The organism is Luteibacter sp. 621 (assembly GCF_050435445.1).
Classification (GTDB): domain Bacteria; phylum Pseudomonadota; class Gammaproteobacteria; order Xanthomonadales; family Rhodanobacteraceae; genus Luteibacter.
Genome location: NZ_JBNDKI010000014.1, coordinates 18445 through 44066, shown reverse-complemented (window position 1 = coordinate 44066; position 25622 = coordinate 18445). Strand labels below are relative to the sequence as shown.

The 25622-nt window shown below is 65.5% G+C and carries 13 protein-coding genes; 7 read left to right on the top strand and 6 right to left on the bottom strand.

Annotated features, from left to right (window positions below):
- The first annotated feature begins 257 nt into the window (after window positions 1-257).
- Window positions 258-2696, top strand: coding sequence for a TonB-dependent receptor plug domain-containing protein (locus ABIE56_RS15135; RefSeq protein ID WP_429244615.1), 2439 nt, complete (start codon window positions 258-260; stop codon window positions 2694-2696).
- A gap of 11 nt (window positions 2697-2707) precedes the next feature.
- On the opposite strand, the gene ABIE56_RS15130 is transcribed toward ABIE56_RS15135, so the two are convergent.
- On the bottom strand, window positions 2708-3541 hold the full coding sequence (locus ABIE56_RS15130; protein ID WP_429244614.1) for a hypothetical protein: 834 nt from the start codon (window positions 3539-3541) through the stop codon (window positions 2708-2710).
- A gap of 238 nt (window positions 3542-3779) precedes the next feature.
- Between ABIE56_RS15130 and ABIE56_RS15125 the strand changes: the two genes are divergently transcribed.
- From ABIE56_RS15125 to ABIE56_RS15100, 6 genes are all read left to right on the top strand, one after another.
- Window positions 3780-4211 (top strand): YidH family protein, encoded by a 432-nt coding sequence (locus ABIE56_RS15125; protein WP_429244613.1) that lies wholly within the window; start codon window positions 3780-3782, stop codon window positions 4209-4211.
- 105 nt (window positions 4212-4316) lie between these two features.
- Entirely contained in the window at window positions 4317-5846 is a 1530-nt protein-coding gene (locus ABIE56_RS15120) for an arylsulfatase (RefSeq protein ID WP_429244612.1), read from the top strand.
- Between the two features lie 21 nt (window positions 5847-5867).
- Window positions 5868-6344, top strand: coding sequence for a hypothetical protein (locus ABIE56_RS15115; protein ID WP_429244611.1), 477 nt, complete (start codon window positions 5868-5870; stop codon window positions 6342-6344).
- A 17-nt stretch (window positions 6345-6361) separates the two neighbouring features.
- The gene (locus ABIE56_RS15110; RefSeq protein ID WP_429244610.1) at window positions 6362-7183 is read left to right on the top strand and encodes a transporter; all 822 of its coding nucleotides are present in this window, start codon (window positions 6362-6364) and stop codon (window positions 7181-7183) included.
- 13 nt (window positions 7184-7196) lie between these two features.
- Complete coding sequence (locus ABIE56_RS15105; RefSeq protein WP_429244609.1) at window positions 7197-8873, top strand: mechanosensitive ion channel family protein; 1677 nt, start codon at window positions 7197-7199, stop codon at window positions 8871-8873.
- On the top strand, window positions 8863-9834 hold the full coding sequence (locus ABIE56_RS15100; RefSeq protein WP_429244608.1) for a hypothetical protein: 972 nt from the start codon (window positions 8863-8865) through the stop codon (window positions 9832-9834). Before ABIE56_RS15105 ends, ABIE56_RS15100 begins: the two co-directional genes overlap by 11 nt.
- Window positions 9835-9846: 12 nt before the next feature.
- On the opposite strand, the gene ABIE56_RS15095 is transcribed toward ABIE56_RS15100, so the two are convergent.
- From ABIE56_RS15095 to ABIE56_RS15075, 5 genes are read right to left on the bottom strand one after another with little or no spacing between them, the layout of a single operon-like run.
- Window positions 9847-11943: an HlyD family efflux transporter periplasmic adaptor subunit gene (locus ABIE56_RS15095; protein ID WP_429244687.1), complete on the bottom strand. Its 2097-nt coding sequence runs from the start codon at window positions 11941-11943 to the stop codon at window positions 9847-9849.
- Complete coding sequence (locus ABIE56_RS15090; protein ID WP_429244607.1) at window positions 11943-13286, bottom strand: efflux RND transporter periplasmic adaptor subunit; 1344 nt, start codon at window positions 13284-13286, stop codon at window positions 11943-11945. Before ABIE56_RS15090 ends, ABIE56_RS15095 begins: the two co-directional genes overlap by 1 nt.
- Complete coding sequence (locus ABIE56_RS15085; RefSeq protein ID WP_429244606.1) at window positions 13283-14047, bottom strand: efflux RND transporter periplasmic adaptor subunit; 765 nt, start codon at window positions 14045-14047, stop codon at window positions 13283-13285. Before ABIE56_RS15085 ends, ABIE56_RS15090 begins: the two co-directional genes overlap by 4 nt.
- A complete protein-coding gene (locus tag ABIE56_RS15080; protein WP_429244605.1) occupies window positions 14028-15611 on the bottom strand; it encodes a TolC family protein in 1584 nt (527 codons plus the stop codon). Before ABIE56_RS15080 ends, ABIE56_RS15085 begins: the two co-directional genes overlap by 20 nt.
- Complete coding sequence (locus tag ABIE56_RS15075; RefSeq protein WP_429244604.1) at window positions 15586-25569, bottom strand: VCBS domain-containing protein; 9984 nt, start codon at window positions 25567-25569, stop codon at window positions 15586-15588. Before ABIE56_RS15075 ends, ABIE56_RS15080 begins: the two co-directional genes overlap by 26 nt.
- Window positions 25570-25622 lie beyond the last annotated feature (53 nt).

The following is a 25622-nucleotide window of genomic DNA, read 5'->3' as shown; positions in this document are numbered from 1 at the left end:
CCAGACGTCCGTGCTATTGACACAGCCTACACTGCGATGCAACAAATGTCGCATTCTCCGTACGTTCCTACGGAGCCAGGGCAACCGATGACACGCACCCCTTCCCTGCAGCATGCCATGCCGGGCCGCTTTGCGGCTTGCGGGCGATGTCGCGGCGGCCGCGTGGCTCACCGCTAAAACCCCACCGTTCGTCTCCGCCCCGCGCTACCCGCCCGCTGGCGGGCGCCCGCGCACGCGCCTCTTTTCCAGGATCCAGCATGCACCGTTCCCGCCTTTCCTTTGCCATCACGGCCGTCCTTGCCGCCGCGGCAGCCCCGCTTGCCAGCGCCCAGCAGGCCGACAAGCCTGCCGCCACCACGCTCGACCAGGTGATTGTCACCGGCACCCACGCTCGCGACCGCACCGTGCTGGATTCGCCCGTGCCGATCGATGTACTCACGCCCGAGGACCTGCGCTCCGCAGGTGCCGTCAACGGCGAACTGGGCCAGGCCCTGGCCACGCTGCTGCCCTCGTTCAACTTCCCGCGGCAATCGAACTCCGGCGGCTCTGACCATGTACGCGCAGCCCAGCTGCGCGGCATGAGCCCGGACCAGGTACTGGTCCTGGTGAACGGCAAGCGGTTCCACACCTCGGCGCTGGTGAACACGGATACGAAGATCGGCCGCGGCACCACGCCCGTGGATTTCAACGCGATCCCGATCAGCGCGATTAAGCGCATCGAAGTGCTACGTGATGGCGCGGGGGCGCAGTACGGCTCCGATGCGATCGCTGGCGTGGTCAATATCATCCTTGATGATGCGCCTGAAGGCGGCGAGGTGAATGCTACCTACGGTGCATACCACACGAACTTCCGCCCCGGTAACCGGGAGCTCACCGATGGCCAGAGCGGCTACGTCAGCGCGAAGGCAGGCACAAAACTCGGCGCGGACGGCTTCTTCCGCGCCGGCATCGAGGGTAACAACCGCGAGCCGACCAACCGCGCCGGCCCGGACCAGATTCCTTCATGGGAGAACCCCTCCCCCGCCAACCTCGCGCTGCAGGGCAAGCGCAACTACGCCGCCGGGGATCCCCGCAACGAGAACTACAGCGGCTGGTTCAACAGTGAGCTGGGGTTGGGCGATACCGTGCGCGGCTACGCCTTCGGCACCTATACCCGGCGCCGCACGGTAGGCGACAACTACTTCCGCTACCCCGATAGCGATGCCAACGTTCCGTCGATCTATCCGGAGGGCTACCGGCCGGCATCGCTCGGCTACAACACCGATATCAACCTGACCGCCGGTGCGCGTGGCCGTGCGGGGGAATGGGATATCGACGCCAGCCTGACGTGGGGCCGCAATACGTTTGATTACGACCTGCGCGACTCGGTGAATGTCTCGCTGGGCGATGCCAGCCCCACGCATTTCGATGTGGGTAAATACGAGAACTCACAGGGTACCGCCAACCTGGATCTCACCCGCACGGTGGGCGTGGGCAGCCAGCTGTTCACCCTGGCCACCGGCGCCGAGTTCCGCCACGAAGGCTTCCAGACGTTCGCCGGCGACCCCGCGTCGTATGCCGTCGGCCCGATCGTGGGCGCTCCCACCGGCGCGCAGGCCGGCGGCGGCCTGACGCCCCAGGACACGGCCGACCTGCACCGGAATGTCGCCGCCACGTATATCGACTTTTCCGGGGACGTGAGCGAGCAGCTCTTCGCCGATGCCGCGGCACGTTACGAGCACTACAACGATTTCGGTGGCGCCTGGACCGGCAAACTGAGTGGCCGCTACGCGTTCAACGATGCGATCGCCTTGCGCGGTGCGGTTTCCAACAACCTCCGGGCACCCTCGCTCAGCCAGATCGGCTTCGAATCCACGTCCACGGGCTACGGTGCCAACGGCGAGCTCGTGCAGGGCCGCGTGTTATCGGTGAACAACCCGATCGCGCGAGGGCTTGGTGCCACCGACCTCAAGGCGGAAAAGTCGCGAAATTTCAGTCTGGGGCTCACGGCACGCGCCGGTGATCGTTTCGATGCCTCGCTGGACATCTTCCGCATTGACGTGGACCACCGCGTCACCCTGTCGGAAACCATCGCCCCCGACGGCCTGGAGGACCTGATCGCCGCGCGCTTCGGCGTCCCGGGCGTACAGAGCGTGGCGTTCTTCACCAACGCGGTGGATACGCGTACGCGTGGCGCTGAGCTAGTGACCAATTATCGGCAGCCAGCGTACGGCGGCAACCTCGTGCTGACGGCCACGTACAGCTATAACCGCACATCGATCCGCAAGGTGCGTGATACGCCCGCCGCCCTCGCAGAGCTTGGCGCGGATGCCGTGCTATTCGGCGTGGAAGAGCGCAATACGCTGACCGATGCAGCGCCGCGGCAGCGCGGCTCGTTCACCGCACGCTGGGATAGTGCGCGCTGGTCGCTGCTAGGACGCGCCACGCGCCAGGGTGCCACCACCCGCGTCTTCGATTTCGGGGATGGGTTCGTGCCCAAACAGACCTACGGTGCGCGTTGGCAGATCGACGCCGAAGCCGAATGGCACGCGACCGAACGCCTGTCGATCGCCCTGGGCGGCCAGAACATCACCGACCAGTACCCCAAGCGTTCGATCCCCGACATCGCCTATGCAGGCAACTTTCCCTACGACGTCATTTCGCCGATTGGGAGCAATGGTGCGTACTGGTATGGGCGGTTGCGTTATGCGTGGTAACCGCGCCGCGCTCAGAATGTCCAGCTCAATGTGAGGCTGGGGCCGCTAAGGCGAACATCGCGCAGGAACGCATCGCTACCGTGCTCGTGGTATTCCACGTCGCGATAGTTCAGCGCGATATCGCCCCAGTGGAACGCGTAGCCGATGCCCGCCACGTATTGCTGGGTTCGGTCCGAGCTTCCCGTGCCGATATCGAAGTAGTACGGGATGAAGACCGCGTGGCTCGGGAATGGCGTCCACCGGCCGCGCACGCCGATGATGCCGTCGGTGACGTGGGTCTGCCGGTTCAGGTGGCCGCTGTCCTCGATGCCAAAGCGGCCACCGGTACCTTCAATACCGAAGTTCCAGCCCACGTTGCCCTTCAGCCACAGGTAACGGGCGCCCAACAACAGATCCACGTAGCCCTGGCTGCTGTGCCCGAGGGTGTAGACACCGGCGAGGGTCGCGAGGCCACCCTTCGCATTCCACCGGGTATCGAGGTGCGCATCCGCGCCAATCCAGCGGCCGCCGACCTGGGCGACGCGCCCGTCTTCGTCGGAAAACTTCACCCAATCAAGATCAGCGTAGACACCCCAGCGTCCCTTGCGCACGGTCACGTCCATCATGAAGGCGCCACTCAGTTTGCTCAGCAACCCGCTATCCGAGCGATTGGTGAAGATCGTGCCATTGGGTAGTCGGTAACGCATGGTGGCCGAAATGCCCGGTAGCCAGCCATACACGGAGAGCGACGTATGCCAGGCACCATCCCACGGATCGGCATCCGATGCGTGGCTGGCCAAGGGAACGACCAGGACCGCCGCACACGCGGTTACCAACACACGGCGAAAGCGCAGGCGCATGGTCATGGGCACACTCCTGGCAGCTGCCGGGTGTCATGGGGACGTGTGCATTCTCCCGACCCCGAGGGCAATGCACAGCGCACTTCCGCCGAGGCGTTGCCCGGCGAAACTACCTAAGCCAGCGGCATGGCACCCAGTACAACTACGCAGGTACGCGCGCGTACCCTTTCGCTTCGGCCACGCCCGGCTCCGCCCTAGCCTTGGGTGTCCACGCGATCCCCGCGTACGCAGAGGAACGCCTGCCATGGCGCAGCAATCATCCGATGGCACATCACCCGCGACCGACCCGCATGCCGGCGAACCCCTTTCGAACATCTACGCGCGCGGCCGCACCCACATGGCCAACGAACGCACGCATCTGGCCTACCTTCGCACAACCGTCTCGCTGATCGGCTTTGGCATCACCATCAACCGCTTCAGTACCTACCTCATCCAGAACGACCAGGCACCCAAGGGCGGCCGCGTCATGCTCCACGATGCCGGTAACGCCGGCTATGGCATGGTCATCCTGGGCCTGGCCCTGCTGGTGTGGTCGTTGTTGCGCTACTGGCACGTGAGCCTGGAGATCGAACGTGGCCATATCAAGCCACGCCATCGCGCCACGAGCCTGTTCACGATCGGCCTGCTGCTCATGGGTGGCCTCACTGCACTGTGGCTCTTCTCCGATGCGAAGTAGGTAGAAGTACCCAGCCCTTCCGGGAGCGAATTACGATTGTTCAACGGTATTGGCGCGCGCCAGCATGAGCCTCCCCAAAAGGCTCATCGACCCCTGGAGCGTGCCGTGGCTGAGAAGAAAGCGAAAGCGAAAGCGAAGAATGGTGATAAGCCGAACATCCTCGTCATCTTTGGTGATGACATTGGCATTCCGCAGATCAGCGCCTACACGCGCGGGCTGATGGGGTACCAGACGCCCAATATCGACCGCATCGCCAACGAAGGCGCGCTGTTTACCGATTCGTACGGCCAGCAGAGCTGCACGGCCGGGCGCGCATCGTTCATCCTGGGCCAGGAACCGTTCCGCACCGGCCTCCTTACGATCGGCATGCCCGGCGATCCCCACGGCATCGCCGAATGGATGCCAACCATCGCCGATGTCATGAAGACAGCCGGCTACGCCACCGGCCAGTTCGGCAAGAACCACCTCGGCGACCAGGACCAGCACCTGCCGACCAACCATGGCTTCGATGAGTTCTTCGGGAACCTCTACCACCTGAATGCCGAGGAAGAGCCGGAAGGTTACTTCTATCCCAAAGATCCCCAGTTCAAGAAGAAATTCGGCCCGCGCGGCGTCATCCATTCAAAGGCGGGTGGGAAGATCGAAGACACCGGCCCGCTGAACAAGGCGCGCATGCCGACCGTCGACGAAGAGTTCCTGAAGGCCGCCAAGGGCTTCATCGAGACGAGCGTGAAGGGTGATACGCCGTTCTTTGTCTGGTTCAACACGACGCGCATGCACATCTTCACCCACCTGAAGAAGGAATCGGTGGGCAGGACGGGCATGGGCCTGCATGCCGATGGCATGGCAGAGCACGATGGGCATGTCGGCGAACTGCTTGACCTGCTCGACAAGCTCGATATCGCCGAGAACACCATTGTGCTCTACACCACGGATAACGGCGCCGAGATCGCCATGTGGCCCGACGGCGCCATGACGCCCTTCCGCGGCGAGAAGGGCACGACGTGGGAAGGGGGCATGCGTATCCCGATGATGGTGCGCTGGCCCGGGGTCATCAAACCCGGAACGGCCTACAACGATGTCATCTCGCTCATCGACTGGTTCCCCACGCTGTGTGCTGCGGCGGGTGTCGATGATGTGGTCGGCAAGATGAAGAAAGGTTTCAAGGCCGGCAGCAAGACGTTCAAGGTGCATCTGGACGGCTACGACTTCGGGCCTTATTTCCGTGGCGACGAGAAGAAGGGGCCACGCCACGCGCTCTACTACTTCGACCAGGGCGGCAACCTCAATGCGGTCCGCTACGACGACTGGAAGGTGAGCTTCGCCGTCGCCAGCCACGGCAACATCGCCACGGCCAAGCGCGAAACCCCATCGTGGGCATTGATCACCAACCTGCGCATGGATCCGTACGAACGCGGAATGGAAGAAGGCGGCAAGGCACTGGAGTTCTTCGGGCAGCAGATGTGGTTGCTGGTGCCGATCCAGACCCAGATCAAGCAGTTCTTCTCCGACTTTGCGGATTACCCATATCAGCCGGGCTCGTCGCTGAACCCCAGCGGCATCAACTACGGCCTGCTGCAGAAGGAAGCCGCGCTAAAGCGGCTGAAAGACCTCGAAACCATGAAGACCAACTGACGGGCGGACGACCACGCGCGTATGTTCCGGCCACCTGCCCTGCCCGTGCGCCTGGCCTGCGCCGTGGCGATCGCATCGATCGCCACGGCGTGCGGCATCCGCCAGGCCGTGTATGTACCGCAGGGCTACCAGGAGGTGGTCGAGGACGGCTCCTATTTCCATGATGAGTCAGGCGTTACGGTGCGGCTCCCCGTGCTCGTGGTGAACAAGAGTGACATCACCCTGCATCCATCGATCACGATTGAACCGCACGACCACGAAGTGCACGTGGCATCGGCACGATGGCGATTGAACGGCCGGGACATCGCACCCGTCGCTGACGTGGACAACGGCAAGGTGATCGATGCGCGCGAGCCGCTGGATCTGCACTGGAACATCCAGGCCATGGGAAAGGCAGTAAAGGTGCTCGGTGATGCCTCTTCGATCCTGCTTTCCCTGCGGGTCGATGGCCAGCCACGAGAGATCGAGATAGACCTGAAGCGGCGCGACCACTTCTAGGCAAGACGGAGCCGACCATGATGCCCGGAAGACTGCTTTTCCTTACCAGCATCCTGTTACCCGTTGCTGCCTTGGCGCAGGCGGCGCCACCGGGTGGTGATGCTGCGGATCTCGCGCAGAAGCTATCCAATCCGGTCGCCTCGCTGATCAGCGTCCCCTTCCAGTTCAACTACGACCAGGGACTGGGCCCGGGGCAGGATGGCCACCGGCTCAGCATGAACCTGCAGCCGGTGGTGCCCGTCCCCATCAGTGACGACTGGAACATGATTTCGCGAACCATCCTTCCGGTCGAGCGACAGGTGGGCGTCTCCGCCCGCGGTGACGACGAGTTTGGGCTGGGAGACATTACCCAGAGCCTGTTTTTCTCGCCCAAGGCACCGACAGCGGGCGGGACGATCTGGGGTGTTGGCCCGGCGTTCCTCGTGCCCACCGCCACGGACGACAAGCTCGGCGCCAAGAAGTGGGGCGTGGGCCCAACCATCGTCGTGCTGCGGCAGGCACACGGCGTCACCTACGGGTTTCTCGCCAATCAGATCTGGTCGTTCGCGACGGTGGGTGGGTACCACGAACGGCCACCCGTGAGCAGCCTGTTCCTGCAGCCGTTCGTTTCCTATACCACGCCCACGGCCTGGACCTATGGCGTGAACCTGGAATCGAGCTACAACTGGCACGCCCGTGAAGCGTCGGTGCCGCTGAACCTCACTGTCGGCAAGCTGACCAAGGCCGCGGGCATGCCGATCAGCTTCACCGGCGGCGTTCGTTATTGGTTGCATGGCGCCGACGCCGGGCCACACGGGTGGGGATTCCGCGCCGTAATCACGCTGCTTTTCCCGAAATAGAAGGCGCACGCGCATGACGATGCTCCGCGCTCGTACCGCTGCATGGTTCACGCTACTGATCCTGGTGATCGCGGCGCCGGGCGCGCTTGCGCAAGAACCGGCCCAAGCCGCCTCAGCCGCGCCCGCCGCCGCATCGTCGGCCGCGTCGGTTGAACAACCACCCGCGGCACCGCTTATGGTGTGGAACCGGAAGATCATCGATCTGCACGCACCATTCCGCGGCACGCCGCCGGATGAACGGGCACGCGCCGCGAGCCTGCGCATCAACGGCGTGCTGGATACGTTGCGCGCCGATGGGCTCACCGTGGGCTGGACCGAGGTCGGCGCGGACCACGGCGCGGTCGTGCGTGGAAACAACCTGGTGCTGTTCGCCGTATTGCCTGGCGATGTGGACAGCGATGACCGGCCAACCATCGAACGCGCGGCGAACGAGGCACTGGATCGCCTGCGCGCCGTGTTGGCCGAACGCGCCGAAGCCCGGCGCCCACAGGAACTCGCGTGGGCCATCGCGCTCTCCATCGTGGCGACCATCGCACTGGTGCTGATCGGCTGGGGGCTTGGCTGGATCAACCGCCAGGTGCAGGCCATGTTGATCCGTATCGCCCAGGCCAGGCTGAAGCTGACGTTTGGCGGCTACGACCTGCGCCCGGTGATGTGGTCGCTGCTCCGCCGGACCGCCGGGCTCATCCACCTGCTGCTCGTCCTGTTCGCCGGCTATCTGTGGCTAAGCTTCGTGTTGCGGCAGTTTCCGTACAGCCGGCCATGGGGCACCCGGCTCGGCGGCTACCTCGTCGATGTGGGCACGGGCGTCGCCACGGCCTTCGTAGGCCAGATCCCCAACCTCATCACACTCATCGTGATCTTCCTGGTCACCCGTGGCCTGGTTCGCATCGTGGGGGCCTGGTTCCGCGCAGTGGAGGCAGGAACGGTGCAGGTCAGCTGGCTGGAGGCACCCACCGCCGCTGTGACGCGGCGCCTTGTCGGGTTCTTCATCTGGTTATTCGCCCTGATCGTCGCCTACCCCTATATTCCGGGTGCCCATACCGATGCCTTCAAGGGCGTCAGCGTGTTCCTTGGCCTCATGCTTTCACTAGGATCCGCAGGCATCGTGAACCAGGTGATGAGTGGACTGGTGGTCCTCTACTCCCGGGCCGTGCGCGCAGGTGATTTCATCCGTGTCGGCGACCACGAGGGCACGGTGCTGACCCTTGGCGCACTGTCGCTGAAGCTGATCACGCGAAAGCGGGAAGAGATCACGGTACCGAACTCGGTGCTCTCATCGTCATCGTTGCAGAACCTGACCCGGCAGACCGGCAAGGACGGGCTGTTGCTGACGACGTCGGTGACGATCGGATACGACACGCCATGGCGGCAGGTCGTGGCCTTGCTGGAGCTTGCCGCGTCGCGCACCCAAGGCCTGCTCGCGACGCAACGGCCGTTCGTCCTGCAAACATCGCTGTCGGACTACTACATCGAGTACCAGCTCAATGTCGCCACGCTGCAGCCCTCGCAGCACCTGAAGACCGAATCCGCGTTGAACCGCAACATCATCGATGCCTTTAACGAGTTCGGCGTCCAGATCATGTCGCCGCACTTCCACCACCAGCCCCATGACAAAGTGTGGGTGCCTGCCGGGCAATGGCATGAACCGCCCGCGCCGCCCGCGGAGGTGCGCCAGGATGAACCGTGATCCCGGATTAGCCCGCGCCTGCGTCGGGCTAGCCCTTGGCCTGGTCGCGGCGACGACGGCCGCCGCCGCTGATGGGCAGCTTGTCAATGCGGCCCAGGCACGCCTGCAAAAACGCGCACACGGTGTCATGGCACTGATGGGCTACTCGCAAACGCCCGATGTCACCTCCGGCGCGCTGTCGATCAGGAACACCGCCACCGGTAATCCATCGTTCAACAACACCTCGTTGGGCGGTGGCTTCACGATCAGCGATAGCGTGCCGCTGTACATGGAAGGCACGCTGGGCTGGGCGCGCTACGATCCCAAGTTCGTTGCAACGCAGGGCGCTGAATCGCGGGAGATCCCCACAAAGTGGAACAGTGCGGTCGCCACCGTCGGCATCGGCTGGGATTTCCGCCTGTCCCAGCATCTCGTGTTTCGCCCCATCCTTAACGGCAGCTACGGTCGCCTGCGCAGCGACATTTCGATCGGTAGCCAGGTGGTCACGAACCGTACCGACATCAACCTCGATTTCCTTGCCCGCGGGCATCTCGATGCGGCCGGCATGGGTGGATCGGTCATGCTGGATTACGAGAACTACCAGCCGAAGCACGAGATCGACGTGGAGCTGCGCTATACGGATATCGAACTGCACAGTGTCAACAACTCATACCGCGCCGTCAGCGGCCATGCCCGCAACCAGAACGCAAGCCTGTGGGCACGCTGGCGCGCACCGATCGATGACTGGCACGCGCTGGGAAGGCCGTTCCGCTACGTACTGGAGCTCGCCCATACCACCTATCTTGGCGACGAGACCGACGTTGTCGGCATCAACCACCTCACCTCGTTCGGCGTGGGCGTAGAGCTGGATAGCAGCAAGTACAACCCACTATGGATATCGCGCACACGGGCGGTCGTTCGTTACGTTTACGGCCAGAACGTCCATGGCGTATCCCTTGGCATCGCCGTGACGTTCGATTAGCCAGGGCAATGTTCAGAAGCCGCTTTCACGGAGGAAGGCGGCCGCCACGCGCGTCACGCCCTCACTGAGCAGGCTGCGACGTTCCCCCTCGATCTGCAGGCGCCCGCGCCATTCACGATCGGTCGGCGGTGCGCCTTCCAGCGCGACGACCACGTGGAACACAGGCACGGTCGGCACCAGCTTGTCGTTATCACGCGACGTCGCCAGCGGGCCGCCGTAGCGCGCCGACAGCATGGGCTGCGCCAGCGATGAGACGCGCGTACTGGCGATGGACCGGACCACGCCCGCGATCGGCGAGAACTCACCCTCGGGATAAAACGTCGCATGGGCGCCATCGCGAATCCGCTGCACGTCATCCTGCCTGACGTAGGCATCGACCTCCCAGTGACTGCTATCGACCAGCACCCCGAGCGGCAGTCGTGTCCCTACCCACTGCCCGCCACGCCATTCCGGGTTCACGTCGAGCCAGCGACCCGCGAACGGCGCGATAAGCGTCATGCGCCTGATCTCCGCCCTCGCCGCCTGGGCTTCATCCACCTGCACGCCAAGTCGTTGAAGCACGGGCGCGCGTTCGCTCGAGCCGTCAGGTGACGCCATGAGCCCGCTGAGCTGCGCTTCCAGCACGGCCGCGCCCGCCTCGCTGCTGGTAAGGCGCAAGCCGATCTCCGGCTGGTCCAGCACCACGAGCGGCTCGCCCTTCGCGACGCGGCCCACGGGGTGCACCGACACCAGGCGCGCCGGGAAGGGTGCGAATACTTTCAGCTGCTGGGCGGTGCGTGCCACCCCGTAGGCCGGCACGTGGGTATTCCAGGGCACCACCAGCGCCACGCACGCCAGCAAGGCCACGACAGCGGCGATCCGGTAGCGGCGCCGCCCGATCCGCTTCCGCTGCAGCCACCAGTAGCGAAGTTCGGTGGTGATTGGGCGGGCGATGAACCACGTGACCTCCACGGCGAATAGCACGATGCCCAGCGCCTTGAACACCATGAGGTAGACGGCCACGGCAATGGCCAGGAACAGCGCGAATCGATACACCCAGGTGACGAAGGCAAACCCGATGAGCAGGCGCCGGCGCCGTGCAGGAAAAGGTTCCGGCCACGGCTCGTCCAGGCCAAGGATGCTACGGCGCAAGGCGGTGCGCGCCAGCGCCGACGAGCGATCGTGCAGGTTCGGCACATCGAGCAGGTCGGAGAGAATGAAATAGCCGTCGAACCGGGTGAACGGACTGGCGTTGAGCGTGAGCGAAAGCACCCAGCCGGTGGTGGCAAGGTAGAGCAGGCCGCTGCGCAGCGCACCCGGTTCGCACAATGCCCAGCCGAGCGTGGCCAGCCCCGCCAGGGCCAGTTCGGTCACGATGCCCGCACCGGCCACCGCCAGCCGTTGTCGTGCCGTGGGCAGCTTCCACGCCTCGCTGGTATCGGTGTAAAGCATGGGCCACATCACCACGAAGGCCACGCCCATGTGCGCGACGCGCAAGCCAAGGCGCGTCGCGACGATCGCGTGGCCAAGCTCGTGCATCGTCTTGCCGATGATCAAGGCGCCGGCGAAACCCAGGATGCCTTCGGCGGAGAAGGCATCCGCTACCGCGGCGCGAAACGTGTCCCACTGGTGGGCCACCATGACCAGCCCGGTGAGCGTGGCCACCACCACGGCGATGGCAACCCACGGGGTGAACAGCCAGCCCAACCGTGCGGCCAGCCAGCGCAGCGGCTGGCCCGGACGAACCAGCGGAACACGGAAAAACAGGTAGTGGTGCAGCCACCAGCGCCAGGTGAGCCACTGCACGCCCTCGCTCGATGCCGCCATACGGCGGACCGCCTCATGGCCGGGACGCAACAATTGATGGCTTTCCAGGAATCGGCGCAATGCATCCACCTGGCGTGCGTCGACCGCAAGCGCCGTCTCGCGGGCAACGCGCTCGGCCACGGCACGCGCCGAAGCACCCCAGCGCACGAGGCATTCGAATTCCAGCCAGCCGATCCGATAAAACCGGTTGACGACCGGGTCGAGGATCATCCACGCCGGCTCGCCACTCACGCCACTGGCCGCCTCGCTCAGGCTCAGGTCGTCGCGCAGGGGTGGCAGCGGCAGGTCGGCCAGCGGATCCATCACCAGCCCGTCCATGCGCGCAGCGCGGCCAGCGGTCGCCGCAGCAGGTAATAACCGAGCACCACGCGCTGGCCATAGAGTTTGGCCGTGCCGTGCAATCCAAGCCGGGCGTGCGCGGGCAACGGTATGTCGTCGATACTGGCCAGCAAGCGGTACGACACGACACTGTCGTCGCTGGGCCGCGCCTCGTAGCTGGTCTCGACGATGTGCCCGTGCAACGGCGAAAGCGGATATGCCGATAGATACAGCGTGATCCGCGCGCCCGGCTCAAGCGAGATCGCGTCGGCGACCGGCAGTTGAACGAGCACGCCAGGCCGCGATGGATCGGCGACTTGCAGCACGCGCTCGCCCGTGGTCACGGGCCGGCCGATCCAGTCGTTGGGATCGGCATACACGGCCACGCCCGCGCGGGGTGCCAGCGCGCGGGTACGTTGCAGCTGCGCCGTGACTTCCTCCAGTTCCGCTCGCCGCTGCTGGGCGCGGCCTTGCAGCAACGTAAGCTGGCTCTTGCTTTGCGGGCTATCGAACGCCTGCTGGGTGGCCGCGGCGAGTTCCGCATCGGCCACATCCACCTCGCGTGACAGCACCGTGGCGCGGCTGCGCAGGGTCGTCTCGTCAAGCGCGAAGAGTGGCATTCCCGCCGTGACCGGCTGGTTGGGCCGCACCAGCATGCGCGCTACCACGCCATCGATCGGTGCACTCACCACCTCTGCCTCGCGCGAAACGATCTCGGCCGGCGCCAGGGCGGTTTGCCTGACCGGCACCAGCATCAGCACCGCGAGCAAGGCCGCCACGATGGACCACTGCCGGCGCGAAAAGCGGCGCCCGCGCCGGCGCTTTCCCGATAGCGTTTCCCAACAATAAGCAAAGGTACGCCAGAGCCCGTGAAGCACATCGGGCAATGGCGCGGGTGGCGGGGCCTCAAGCAGGAACACCAGCATGCCCAGGCGCGAACCATCACGCGCCTGCATGGGCACCGCGTACGCTCCCGCGGGCCACCACTCACGCCAGCCTTCGTCGATACGGGGCGGCGCGCTTACCGCATCCCTCGCTACCCAGGTGGGCCGGGCATCGGCCACCTGCGTGGAAAGCCAGCGCATCGCGGGGCCCAGCCACACGAGATACGGTGAGTCTTCCGTCGGCGTGGCCAGGCCCGACACACACCGCATCGTCCAGGCGTCGCCGCGGCACTCAAAGACAAGTGCCTGCCGAAACGCCAGCAGCGGGTACAACTCGTTGGCCATGACGAAGGCCAGCGCGTTGAGGGTTTCCGCGTCCATGGCGTGGTCGCGCAGGGTATCCAGATCGAACAGCAGGCGCGCTGGCGATAGCGGCGCGGTCATGGCGGGGTGCCGGGTAGCTGGGCGACACCACTCATGCCCGGGCGAACGTCGGCATGCGCTTCGTCGAAGCGGGCTTCCAGTTCGATGGTCTGTGCCACGGCATCGACCCGCGCATTGATCGCACTAATGTGCGCTGGATAGGTCTTGCCGGTCTCCAGCAGGCGCACCTGGATCGGCATGTCCTCCTTCAGCCGCGCCAGCCATGGCGACGGCACGTTGAGCCGGATCTTGAGGTCACCGTCGCTGACCAGGTCGAATAGCGGCGTACCTTCCGCCACGGTCTGGAAAGGTTTGACGTACACCTTGGCGATGCGTGCGGCGAATGGCGCACGCACCTGGCAGTACCCGGCCTGGGTGACGGCGAGGCTGCGCGCACCCGTGGCTTTCTCCACGTCGGTCTCGGCCTGGGCGACCTCCACATCACCCACGGCATTCAGCTTGCGCATACCCTGCTTGGCGGTAAGGCTCTGCCGCGCCATGCCCAGTTCAGCGACCGCAACTTTGGCCCGCGCCTGCGCTTCGGCACAATCGAACTGCGCGAGCAACGCGCGCTTCTCCACCCGTGTACCCAGCGATGCATGCAGGTCGCCCAGCGTGCCATTCATCTGCGAGGAAAGCGTGGTCTCGAGCGCCGCCGTGACCAGCACACGGATATCGCCGGGCGCCGGGGGCGGCACATCGGCCGCCGGAGCCAGGGCCGCGAAGCCGAGTAGCGTTAGCACGGGCCACGCCCAGGTGGATTCACGGCGAGGCAGGCGCACCGGGGTTCTCCGCAGGTGACTGGAGGACATCGCTGCGCTCGTAGCGCGCCATGGTCTGCTGGATAGCGGCCGCGACCGTCTTTACGTCGTGGCTGCGGATCTCGTCGGGAAACACGTCGAGGCCGACCGAGTTATACAGACGGCCCCACGCGGCTTGCGCGTCGGCGTACGCCGCTTCGCGTTGGTAGCGTGAAAGCAAATAGCGTCCTTCCGCTCGAATGACTTCCAGCTCCGAACCCAGCGCCGTGCCACGCGCCGCCTTCGCATAGTCGTAAAGGCGGCCATCCACACGGAGGCTTTCTTCCGCGAAGGACATTTCCTGGCGCGCCAGGTCGTAGCGCAGCACGCCCACGCGCACCTGGGTGAGCACGGCCATCGACAAGGCGACACGGCGCATATCGCTGGCCTGTTCCTGCGAAGCCTGTGCGCGATTAAGCGACGGAAGCTGCAGCAGGCGCAGCAGGTTGATCGATACCTGCAGCCCGGTCTCTGACCAGTGGTTGTTATAAAGGTACTTGTTGGAGTCGTATTGCGCCGAGGCAGTGATGCTGACGTTCGGCCACAGCTGCGCCTTGGCGATCGCCAGGTCGTTCATGTCCACGCGCTTGCGATACCACTCCTCCATGATCTCGGGCCGTTGTTCAAGCGCGACCTGCTCCAGCTGCGCGGTATCGGCCACTGCCGCCGGCAGCGGCGCGTCTGGCGAATCGGCCAGTTCCATGCGTGAGCCGGGTGGCAGCGACATCAATGCCGCAAGCTCGGCCTGGGCGAACTCCAGGTCCTGGCGGCGCTCGGTTAACAGGTACACGGCATCGAGCAGGGAACGCTGGTAAGCGAGCACCTGCTCGCGTGGCGCCAGGCCCTTGGTCTCCGCTTCACGCGCGTTGGCCAATGCCTGTTTCGTCCGCGCCAGCAAGCCATCCACTTCCGGAAGCAAACGCTGCGCACCCAGCGCCCGCCAGTAGGCGTTGCGCACATCCTGCAGCACGTTCTGCGCCACCTTGCGACGGCGTTCTTCCGCCATCTGGATCTGGTCGGCCTTTTGCTGCGTGCGGTAGTACGCCACGCCAAAATCCAGCAGGCTCCAGGTAAGGCCCAGGCTATCCAGGATGCGATAACGTTCCTCGGAGGTCGATGCGCGCAGGCTTTCCTGGCGGTCCTCGATGCCGATCGAGGTACCGCCGGAATCGTTGCTGCGATCCACATAACCCGCCGATGCGACCAGGCGCGGGAGCATTTCGTGGCTGGACACATCGCGCAGGTCCGACGCCAGCGCGCTTTCCATCAGCTTCAGCCGGTAATCCAGGTTGTACTTGAGTGCCCTGGCCGCGGCCTCGTAGAAGGTGATGGGTCCCGTCACGGGTTCCTGGCCGGCGTACATTGCCTGCTGGTCGGCCGCGACGCGCGCCTTCACATCGTCCTCGGTGTAGGGCCGGGGCTTCGTGCCCGCGCAGCCGGCCGCGAACACGGCGATGGCGAGCGCCAGGACCAGCGCCAGCCGTTGCTGACAATGGACCAGGCTGAACGTAGCGCGCTCATCAATGGGTAAAGGACTGTCGCGCACGCGCCGCCTCCTTGAGTTGCCGTTGGAAGCCTTCCGCGGTGTTCTTCGCTGCCTGGGTCGGCCAGGCGACGTCCCGGCCAAGCAGCCCGTCAGGCGTGCGTGCAAACAGCGACGGATCCGAGAGCAAGCCATCCGCACTCAGGCTTACCCGTCCGTGGCGGCTGAGGAACCGCGCGAGATCAACATCGCTGCGCAACTGGCTCTGCCGCACTGCCTGCCCTACGTACTGGCCATCGACGCTGCCCAGCCCGGCGCCGATGGACGCGCTCCGCTCCCGCGTGACGCGCAATGCCACGAAGCTGCCAGCGGTATCGGGCATGGTCACGCCCTGGACGATCGCATCGCGTTCGACGGCGGGGCCCACATAGACGATGGGCTGCACATCCGGGAGGCCCTGCCCGCCGAAGATCGCAGAGAGCGCCTGCCCGGGATTCGGACCGATGGGTCCGAACACCGGATGGAATGGCGGCGGGATATACGGTGCGGCGATATCCAGTTCGATCGTCAGTACCGCCTGGGCATCGGCACCGGCCAGGTCGCGCGCCGTGTAGGTAAACGTATCGCTCAACACACGGCCCAGCCCCGCGGCGGCAAGGACCTCCGCGTTGGTCATGTCGATGGTGTAGGTGTAACTGCCATCGGCCTGCAGCACGAGGGTACCGTACCGCCCGGCCAACGCTTGCCCGGCGGTGACCGAGGCGCCCGTAGCATCGTTGCCACCGGCATGCACCGTGACCACCTGCCGTGCATCCCCCCCATCGACGTCGCTATCGTTATCGAGCACGTTACCGCGGGTTTGCGGCGCGGGCACCTGGTCATCGGCGATGCCGTGGTCATCGACTGCGACCGGGTTGTCGTTGGCCCCGCGGATCGTTATCGCCAGGTGCGCGACCGATATGGCGCCCGCCGCATCACGCATGGTGTACGTGAAGGAGTCACCCAGTGTTTCCGCGCTCGTCCGCAACGCCTGCACCGCGGCGTTATCGTTATCAACCTCGTACACATACGAGCCATCGGCTTGCAGGGTAAGCCAGCCGTAGCGTCCCGCCAGGCGCTGGCCCGCCTGCGCACCGGCACCCTCCTGGCTTGCAAAGGCGACGACGCTGCGTGACTCGCCATAAGCCACGCCATCCACGTCGGTATCGTTATCAAGCACGTTGCCCGAAGGCGATACGCCGGGTGTGTGGTTCGCGATACCGCCCGCTTCCACGGCGATGGCGGTGTCGTCGTGCGCCACCGGGGTGTCGTTACTGCCATCGATTGTGACCACCAGTTCCGCCGTGGCGGAAGCGCCCCAGAAATCGGTCACCGTATACGTGAAGGTATCCACCAGGTGCTGCCCGGCGGTGCGTAGTGCCTGTACCGCCGCAAGGTTGTTATCCAGCGTGTAGTGCCACGTTCCGTCGGCGCCCAGGGTCAGGTCACCGTACTGCCCGCGCAGCGTCGCGCCGATCGCACCGGTACGGCCAGTGTCAGTCAGACCGCCGGTACGCACCGCCGTCACGGTGAGGGCATCGCCTTCGATATCCGTGTCGTTTGCCAGCACGTTACCGCCAGGGTCCGCGCCGGGCGTCGTATTGTCGACACCGCCCGCTTCCACCGCGGTGCCGGTGTCGCCATGTGGCGTGGGTGCCGCGTTCTGGCCGCGCACCACGATCGTGAGCTGGCCCAGGTCGGTGAGGCCGCCAAGATCACCGACGCGATAGGTGAAGACCTCGGTGACGAATTGCGCCGGCCCCAGCGCCTGCAGCACGGGATTGGATCCATCGACGAGGTACTGGTAGGTACCATCAGCGCCGAGGCGCAATGTGCCGTACAGCCCTACCACGACCGTTCCGTCGGCCATGCCGGTGCCAGGCGTGACGCTGGCGATGGCGCCGCCCGCGCCCTCGTTGCCGCTACGTACGCCCGTCACGGCGAGCTGGTCCTGCGCATCGACATCGGTGTCGTTCGCCAGCACCGTGCCGGTCGGATCGCGCCCGGTGCCCCCGTGATTCGCCGCCACGGCGTAGGCAAAATCATTATTGGCCACCGGTGCATCCCACGCGCCATCGATGGTGACGGTGAGTTGCGCGGTATCGACCGCGCCCTGCTGGTCACGCAGCTGGTACGTAAACGCTTCCTGCAGCTGCTGTCCCGGCCGCAGCGCCTGCACGATAGCGAGCGCGTTATCCACGCTGTAGTGCCAAATGCCATCCGCCGACATCAGCAGCGTGCCGTACAGCCCGGCGACCTGGGTAGGCCCCTGTATGCCGGTGAATGCGCCTCCCGCGGTTTCCGCGCCGGCACGCACGCCGGCGACGACGTGCGAATCACCGGCGTCCACGTCAGTATCGTTGGCCAGCACGTTGCCACCAGGGTCCGTCCCGGGCTCGGTGTTCGCGGTGCCGCCCGCTTCGTCCGCGGCCGCTGAGTCATCGACGCCAACCGGTGCGTCGTTGCGCCCATGGATCGTGACCGTCAGCGTGGCGGTGCTGGTCGATCCCGCGCTATCACGCACCGTGTAAGTAAACGTATCCGTCAGATGATCGCTATCGAGCCGTAATGCCTGCACCAGCCCGTTGCTGTTATCGACCACGTAGTGGTAGTTGCCATCGGCACCGAGCGTCAGCGTGCCAAAGTCGCCTGCAAGGCTGATGCCCGCTGCTACAGATGTGGCGCCATGCGCCAGCTGGGTCACGACCAGCGTATCGCCGGGATCCGGGTCGCTGTCGTTGCCGAGCACATTGCCCACCGGATCAAGCCCTGGCGTGCCGTTCGCCACACCCCCTGCCTCGATCGCATCGGCGTTGTCGTTGACGGGCGACGGGGCGTCGTTCGCGCCGCGAACGGTGATCACCAGTTGCGCGCGATCCGTGAGCCCTCGTGTGTCGGTCACTTCATAGGTGAACGTGTCCGTGATCGTGCCGCCTGGGGGCAGCGCCTTGACCGTTGGATTGGCGCTGTCGACATCGTAGCTGTACGTGCCATCGGCGCCGATGCGCAGGGTGCCGTACAGCCCGGCAATGAGCGTTCCGTTGGCAGACGAAGTACCTGCCGCAACATCCGACCACGCGGCCGGCGCGCTTTCGCTGCCCATGCCGATGTGTGTCACCGTGAGCGCGCCGGGCACCTGATCCGGAAGGTCCACATCGGTGTCGATGCCATTACCGCCCGGCTGCGTCGGCGTGCCCGGGCGGCTCGCCACATGCAACACGTCGCCCGTGGCTGGCACCTCGGCCGTGGTGCCGTCATCCGAACCGGCCTGCGCATTCCCCACGTCATCGCTGGCGACAGGGTTATCGTTGGCGCCCTGGATCGTCACCACGAGATTCGCCAGATCGCTCAGGCCACCCGCATCCGACACGCGATAACTGAAGGTCTCCTGCAAGGACTGGCCGGCGACAAGGCCCTGCACGGTGGCATTGCCGTTATCGACCACGTACCGCCACGTACCATCCGCACCGATCACCAGCGTGCCGTACAAGCCGGCGACGGACGTGCCATTGCCACTCGCGGTCCCCGCGGCGACGTTCGTGAATGGCCCCACATCCGTCTCCGGTCCGGCGCGAATGCCCGTGACCGCGCGCGTCTCACCCAACGCCACGCCATCCACGTCGCTATCGTTATCAAGCACATTCCCCGTGCCATCAGCGCCGGGCGTCGCGTTCGCCACGCCACCCGCCTCGGTTGCCACGCCGGTGTCGTCCTGCGCCACCGGCGTGTCGTTGGCGCCATGGATCGTGATGGTGAGCGTAGAGGCACTCTGCGCACCGGCCAGATCCGCCACGGTGTAATCGAACACATCGACCAGCACCTGCCCTTGCAGGCGCAGTGCCTGCACGGCGGCGTTGTCGTTATCCACGACGTAGCGGTAACTGCCATCTGCGGCCATGAACAGCGTGCCATACCGCCCCGTGATCACGGCTGGTGTATCCGCGCCGGGCACCACCGGGCTGCTCGATCCCTCGGCCTGTACGTTGGCGACATGCAGCACGTCGGCGTTCGTCGCGATATCCACGTCGGTGTCGTTGGCGAGGACGTTGCCCACCGGATCGACGCCCGGTGTGCCGTTCGCCTTGCCGCCGGCTTCCGTCGCATCATCGGTATCGGCGACGGCGACGGGCGTGTCGTTCACGGCGGCCAGCGTGATCTGCACGCTATCGGTATCGGTCAGGGCATCCGCCGGCTGGCTCGGAATGCCATCGCCGTTCGCGTCACCGGTGTTGCCACGGTCGCTGGTCCGCACGGTGAGCGTGTCGGTGCCGTTGTAGTTGGCGTCGCCGGTGTAGACCAGGCTGGCCAGCGCGGCATTGAGCGTATCCAGCGTGCCACTGAGCGTGACCGACGCCGTGCCATTGGCGCTCACCACCAGCCCGGGCGGCAACGTACCTACGGTGATCGTGCCGTGCAGTACGCTGATCACCACATCCAGCGTGCCGCCCCCGGCGTCGATATCGCCGACGCGGATGGGCGCGATGGCCAGCGGCGTATCCTCCAGGCCGGCCTGCGCGCCGGGCAGCGTATTTACCGGGGCATCGTTTTGCTGGACGAAGCCGGCGTCCGCCTCGCCTGTCGCCGCCTCCCCCAGCGTGACACCGACGGTGCCGACGGGGGATGCCGCATCGTTATCGATACGTACGCGAAGCCCGCCCAGGGTCGCGTCAGTGATCGTGCCGGCTGGGACATCGATCCGGTAGACGCCAGCAGGCAGCACGCCGAACGTGTACCGGCCATCCAGCCCGGTCGTTGTCGTGAACACCGCGTTGTCGCCCGTGGTGGCAAGGTCGCCATCCAGGCCGGCCCAGGTCAGCGTCACCACCTGCCCCGCCAGCGGCGTGCCATCGGGTGTCGGGTCCTGCGTGGCGCTAAACGTGTCGTCCCATAGCGTGCCCTGGATGATGCCCAGCCCCGCGCCCTCGGTGCGTACGTACGTGTTGGGACCCACGCCGCTACCCGTGCGCTCCCCGTCCGGCGCACCATCGGCGCCGACGGTGGGGCCCGCGTACGAGGTGAAGGTCTCGGGCAGGCTGCTCCAGGTCAGCGTCGCATCGCTATCGGGTGTGGTGACGGTATTCGGCAGGGCTACGTGGTAGTTCACCTGCACGGTCGTGCCCGGGTCGATCCGGTCGAAACTCACCACCACGCCGCTGGCCGTGTCCACGGATACCTGGACGCCCGCCGGCAAGGCCGCGATATCCGTGTAGGTCGTGCCATTGATCGTGATGCTATCGAAGGCATAGCCGGAACCCCCAGGGAATGCATCCACCAGGCGGACGTCATAAGCCGGTGCGCTGCCGCCTTGTGTGAAGCGGATGGCGACATCCGCCGTCCCCGTGGTGCCACCCGGGTTCGGATCGAACGCGGTGACCTGCTTGTCCAGGCCAGCGAACGAGGCTTCGACGACGCGCTCGTGGATCGTGGTCGATGTCGCCAGCACCGTGGTGCCGGCCCGCTCCGTCGCCGTGGCCCCGAGCAGCGTCCCCGCGATGACCGTCCCCTGGTTGGCCACGCGGGCGTTGAACTCGATGACGACACCCTCGAGATCGGCATCCGAATCGCTGTTGGTGAGCGTGCCGAGGTGGAACGTGATCACCGTGTTGCCTTGCGCATCCGTCGTCACGTCGTACTGCACGCGGCTGAGCACCCCGGTGAGGGTGTCGTTCGACAGGTTGGCGGTCAGCGGAAGCGCGACGTCGCTATCCTCGTTGCCGGAGATTTGCAGCGTCCCGCCCGTCACCAGAGCCGTCACGGTCGTCGTGATGCCGTTGTTGGAAACAAAGGCGATCCGCACCGTGCCATCGTCGATAAACGACAGGCCGTTCTGCAGCGTGACCGAAACGTTGTAGTCCGCCGTGGTGCCTTCGCCGATGGCCGAAACGGCGCGGTAGCGAATCACTTCGCCTACCGCCACGTCTTCGCTGTCGCCATTGGTGGGGTTCGCCGGCGTGGTGCTGTCCAAGCCGCCAACGCGGGAAAGGAACACGCCGCGTGCAACGGGAACCACACTGACGGCATCGCTGCGGTAATCGTTGAGCACACCGCTACCCAGCGTCCCGTCCTCACCGGTGCGCTCACCGGCATCCGCACCATCCAGGCTGGTCCAGCGAACCGACGCCGTGTTGTCGATGGCGTTTCCGTTCACGGCATCGGCGGTGACCTGCCCGCTGAAGCGCAGCACGATGCTGCCGCCCTTGGGGATATCGATCGCGGATCCGTCGGCGTTGCGTAGCACCCCGTTGACGATGATGAAGCCGGCATCGGGCGTGCTGCTGCCATCGTGTGTCGCCCCACCGGCATACGTGACGCCCAGGAGCACGATGTTCTGCAACGTTGTCGGCAAGGTATCGCTGAACGTGATGTCGTACGCGTTGAAGTCGCTGGCACCGGTGCCGTTGCTAAGCGTGATTTCGTAGGTGAGCGTATCGCCCTCGTCCACGCCAATCTGCGGCACGGGACCCGCGGTCTGCGCGATGACGAGCGTGGGTTCCCGCACGGTCACATCGGGCAGCGTACCTGTTGCACCGACCTGCCGATCCACGGCAGTGCCGCCAACGGCATCGCCATCCGGATCGGAGTAATCGAGTTGGGCATTCGCTTCCAGCACACGGCCGGCCTGGTTATCCAGGGTATTACTCGCCACCAGGCGCACCCGGATAACGAACTGGTTGTTGGCCTCGTTGTTGTCGCCCGCGGCCAGGCTCGCGCTGAACGTAAAGCGCCCGCTGATGCCATCCACGCCCAGCATGCCGCCGATCCCGCTGAAGCTGGCCAGGGTCACCGTGCCGTTGAAATCAGCAAGCAGCGCCTGGCTGCCGTTACGCGTCGTGATGATGGCGTAGCCGGTGCCGTTGAAGGAGGTATCCAGGCGCATGCCGGCGGGAATCAGGCTATCGATATCAAGGCTGCCGGTGCTGCCTTCAGGCAAGGTCACGACGATGTCGTAAAGCATGGATTCGCCGACGACAAGATCACTGCCGGTCGTATGTGCCGCGCTGGAATCCCCGTCATCCAGCGTACCGCCGGCGTAAACGACGCTCAACGAGGGGGCCGCGACCTGCTCCACCGCCGTATCCGTGGCATCCACCGGCGTGAAATCGGCACCGCCGTCGACACTGGCGTAGTTGCTAAGCGTCGCCGTGCTACCCAGCGTGCTGCTTGCCGGCACGTTGCCATCCACGACCACATCGTAAGTGATGACAATCACGTTGGCGCCGCTGTTATCCGCCGCGGTGCCTGGGCGCCCCGCGGCAAGCGTGGCAACGCCGCCGGCATCGAGGAACGTGATGGTATTGCCGTTCACGCTGTAATCCACGCCCAGCACCAGCTGTGTACCGTCACCACGGAAGACACCCAGGTTCGCCGCAGCCAGTGAGCCACCCGCGAACTGGAGGCCCGTAGGTAGCGCGATCATTGTCACCACGTCGAATGCACCACCACCGCCGGTATTCTCCAGAGCCGTGGCCATGCGCAGCAGGTCGCCGGCATCGATACCACTGACATTGCCATCGACCGCGGCCGCATCCGTGATCGTGCCGGTGAACGGTACCCCGCCGGTTCCCGGCGCCGCCCAGGTACCGGTACTCCCATCGACCGACCCGTGCGTGGTCGACACCACACCGTGGTCGATCGATACGACCGGCTCCGCGATCGAACTGATCAGCGCCACATCCGACGAGATCAGGTGATTGCCCGCGACGGTTGTCAGCTGATCCGATTGCGCCAGCACGCTGAGTGAGCGTTGGTCGGCAAAGGCCTGGTCGCCCACGCGCAGGGTGAAGGTGAGGACGATGCGGCTGCCGCCGATCGCACTGGTTGCGTAGTCACCAAAATCAAAGACCACGGCGTTGCCTGCCGCGCTGGTCACGGTCACGCTGGTATCGCCGTTCGTATTGCCCGCACCGAACTGCCATTGGCCGACGCCAGTACCCTGGGTCCAGGTCACGCCGGATACATCGAACAGCGGCAACGGCATGTAGCCTGTCAACCGGAATTGCTCGTAGTCACCGGTGGTCAGGTCGTAACTGAGCTGGAAGGTCACCACGTCGCCGGGGTGCAGGTCGCCTGAAGCGGGCGTCGTGCCATTGACCGATACCAGTTCGATATCCACGGTGGATGTCGGCACCGTGGCCACGGATGCATCCTGGTCGGTCACGGTGGCCCCGGAAAGGTTCACCGGATCCACGAGCACGGAGGCGCCGAGCGTGGCGCTATTGCCCACGCTGTCGCCTTCGTTGATCTCGCTCTGCCGGTAAGGCGTGGTGTACGCCTGGCCAACCAGTGCCAGGTAGGTAATCTGCAGTTGCGTCGCTCCCTGCAGCACATCCTCGAAGGCCAGGTCACCTGCAAGCGCACCGGTTGCCAGCCCCGCTGCACGCAGCGACTGCCCGATATCGAAGATGAGCGACGTGCTTCCATCGGCGTTGGTGGTGCGGATCGTGATCACGCCCACCGTGTATGTCGCGCCACCAAACGACACTGTCATGGTGGGCGTGCCAACCAGGGTCTGGCCATCGCCCAGCGCATCGCGCACGGTGAACTGGCCTTCGCCGATCGTATTCTGGCCAAGCGCGAAGTAATCCGAGAGCTGGACCTGAACGGTATAGCTGAGGGTGTCACCCGGGGTGGGCCCGGGTGTGCCGGTATCGGTCTGCACCGCGACCTGCTTGTAGAGCGCCGCCGCCTCGACGAGGAACTGGCCGCCCGTGCCCGTGCCGCTGAGATCGACCGGGCTGCCGTCGGGCTGGCGATCACGCGGGTCAAGCGGCTGCCATTCGCCCGTCGCGGTGCCCCCAGCGACGATCACCTCATGCGGCGCTGCCGTGGTGGGGTCGATCACCGGGTTGCCATTCGCATCCGCCTGCGGAACGTAGAAGCGCACCGTGGTATCCACCGCGCCAGTGAGCGCGGCATAGCTCACGGTAAAGGCATCGATCGAAGCGCCACCCGCGAGCGCTGCCTGGATCGCGGCCGGCGAGGTGAGCACGCGGCCACCATGCAGCGTGATGGATTCCAGCGTGCCGCCCGCGCCCGGCGTGATGGCGGTGACACGCATCTCCACAGGGATATCCTGCGTGATCACCACATCGGAAAGGCTTTGTCCCGGCGCGGCCGTGGCCGTCAGCGTAAAGCTGCGCTCGTAGTTTGGACCGGTAACGGTCTTCCCGTCCGGCACATCCAGCGCCTGGGTGAGCGTCACGACCGTAGGATGGACGGAAAGATCGTGCAATTGCCCTTCGACCACACTGGGATCGACGGTCGGGTTGCTTGCCGCATCGTTGCCCAGCTCAAACCCGCCTCGTGCCCGCAACACGAGGTCGGGCGATCCATCCGAGAAGCTGGTGTCCGCCAGGTCGCTGACGTGCACGGTGATCTGGATATCCACGGCCGGCTGGTCCGCCGAGATATCCGCGTACGGCAACCTGACCACGATGACCTGGTCGCCCGCGCGCATGCCGTAATCCGCAGCGTGCAGGATCACCGCGTTGCCGCTGGCATCCAGGGCGAGGGGGTGCGTGGCATTGCCGTTCGCATCGAAGGTCACGGTGAAGGTCTTCACCGCCTGGCCGAGGTAGGTCGCGGATACGAACGACAGGCCGTCGTTCCCGTCACGTCCGGTCGCCGGCAGGAAGAGGTCGATGTAAGGCGCATAGCCCACCTGCGCACTGGTGTTATCGAACGACGCGTTGAACGTCACGTTGCCACCCAGCAACGCATCGGTCGCCCCTTCGGAAAGGGTTACCGTGGGTGCCGCGCCGGCCGCCGCGGCAACGGCAAGGGGTCGCGCTGCGCTGTCGGCCTTTTCGGCCGGGCTATCCAGCGTGCGCGGAGCGCTCGCCGCCTGGGCGTGCGCGGAGGAATCACCCTGTGTCACCGGCGCTGCACGTGCCGCCGTATCGGCCGCGGGCGTCGCGGCGGGGTCGTGGCTGGCTGCCGCATGCTGGTGATCCGCCGCTACCGCCGCCGCGCCATCGAACATGACGCGGGGTTCCAGGGCGAGTGCTTGGGAACGTGGCTGTAAGCGCTCCATGA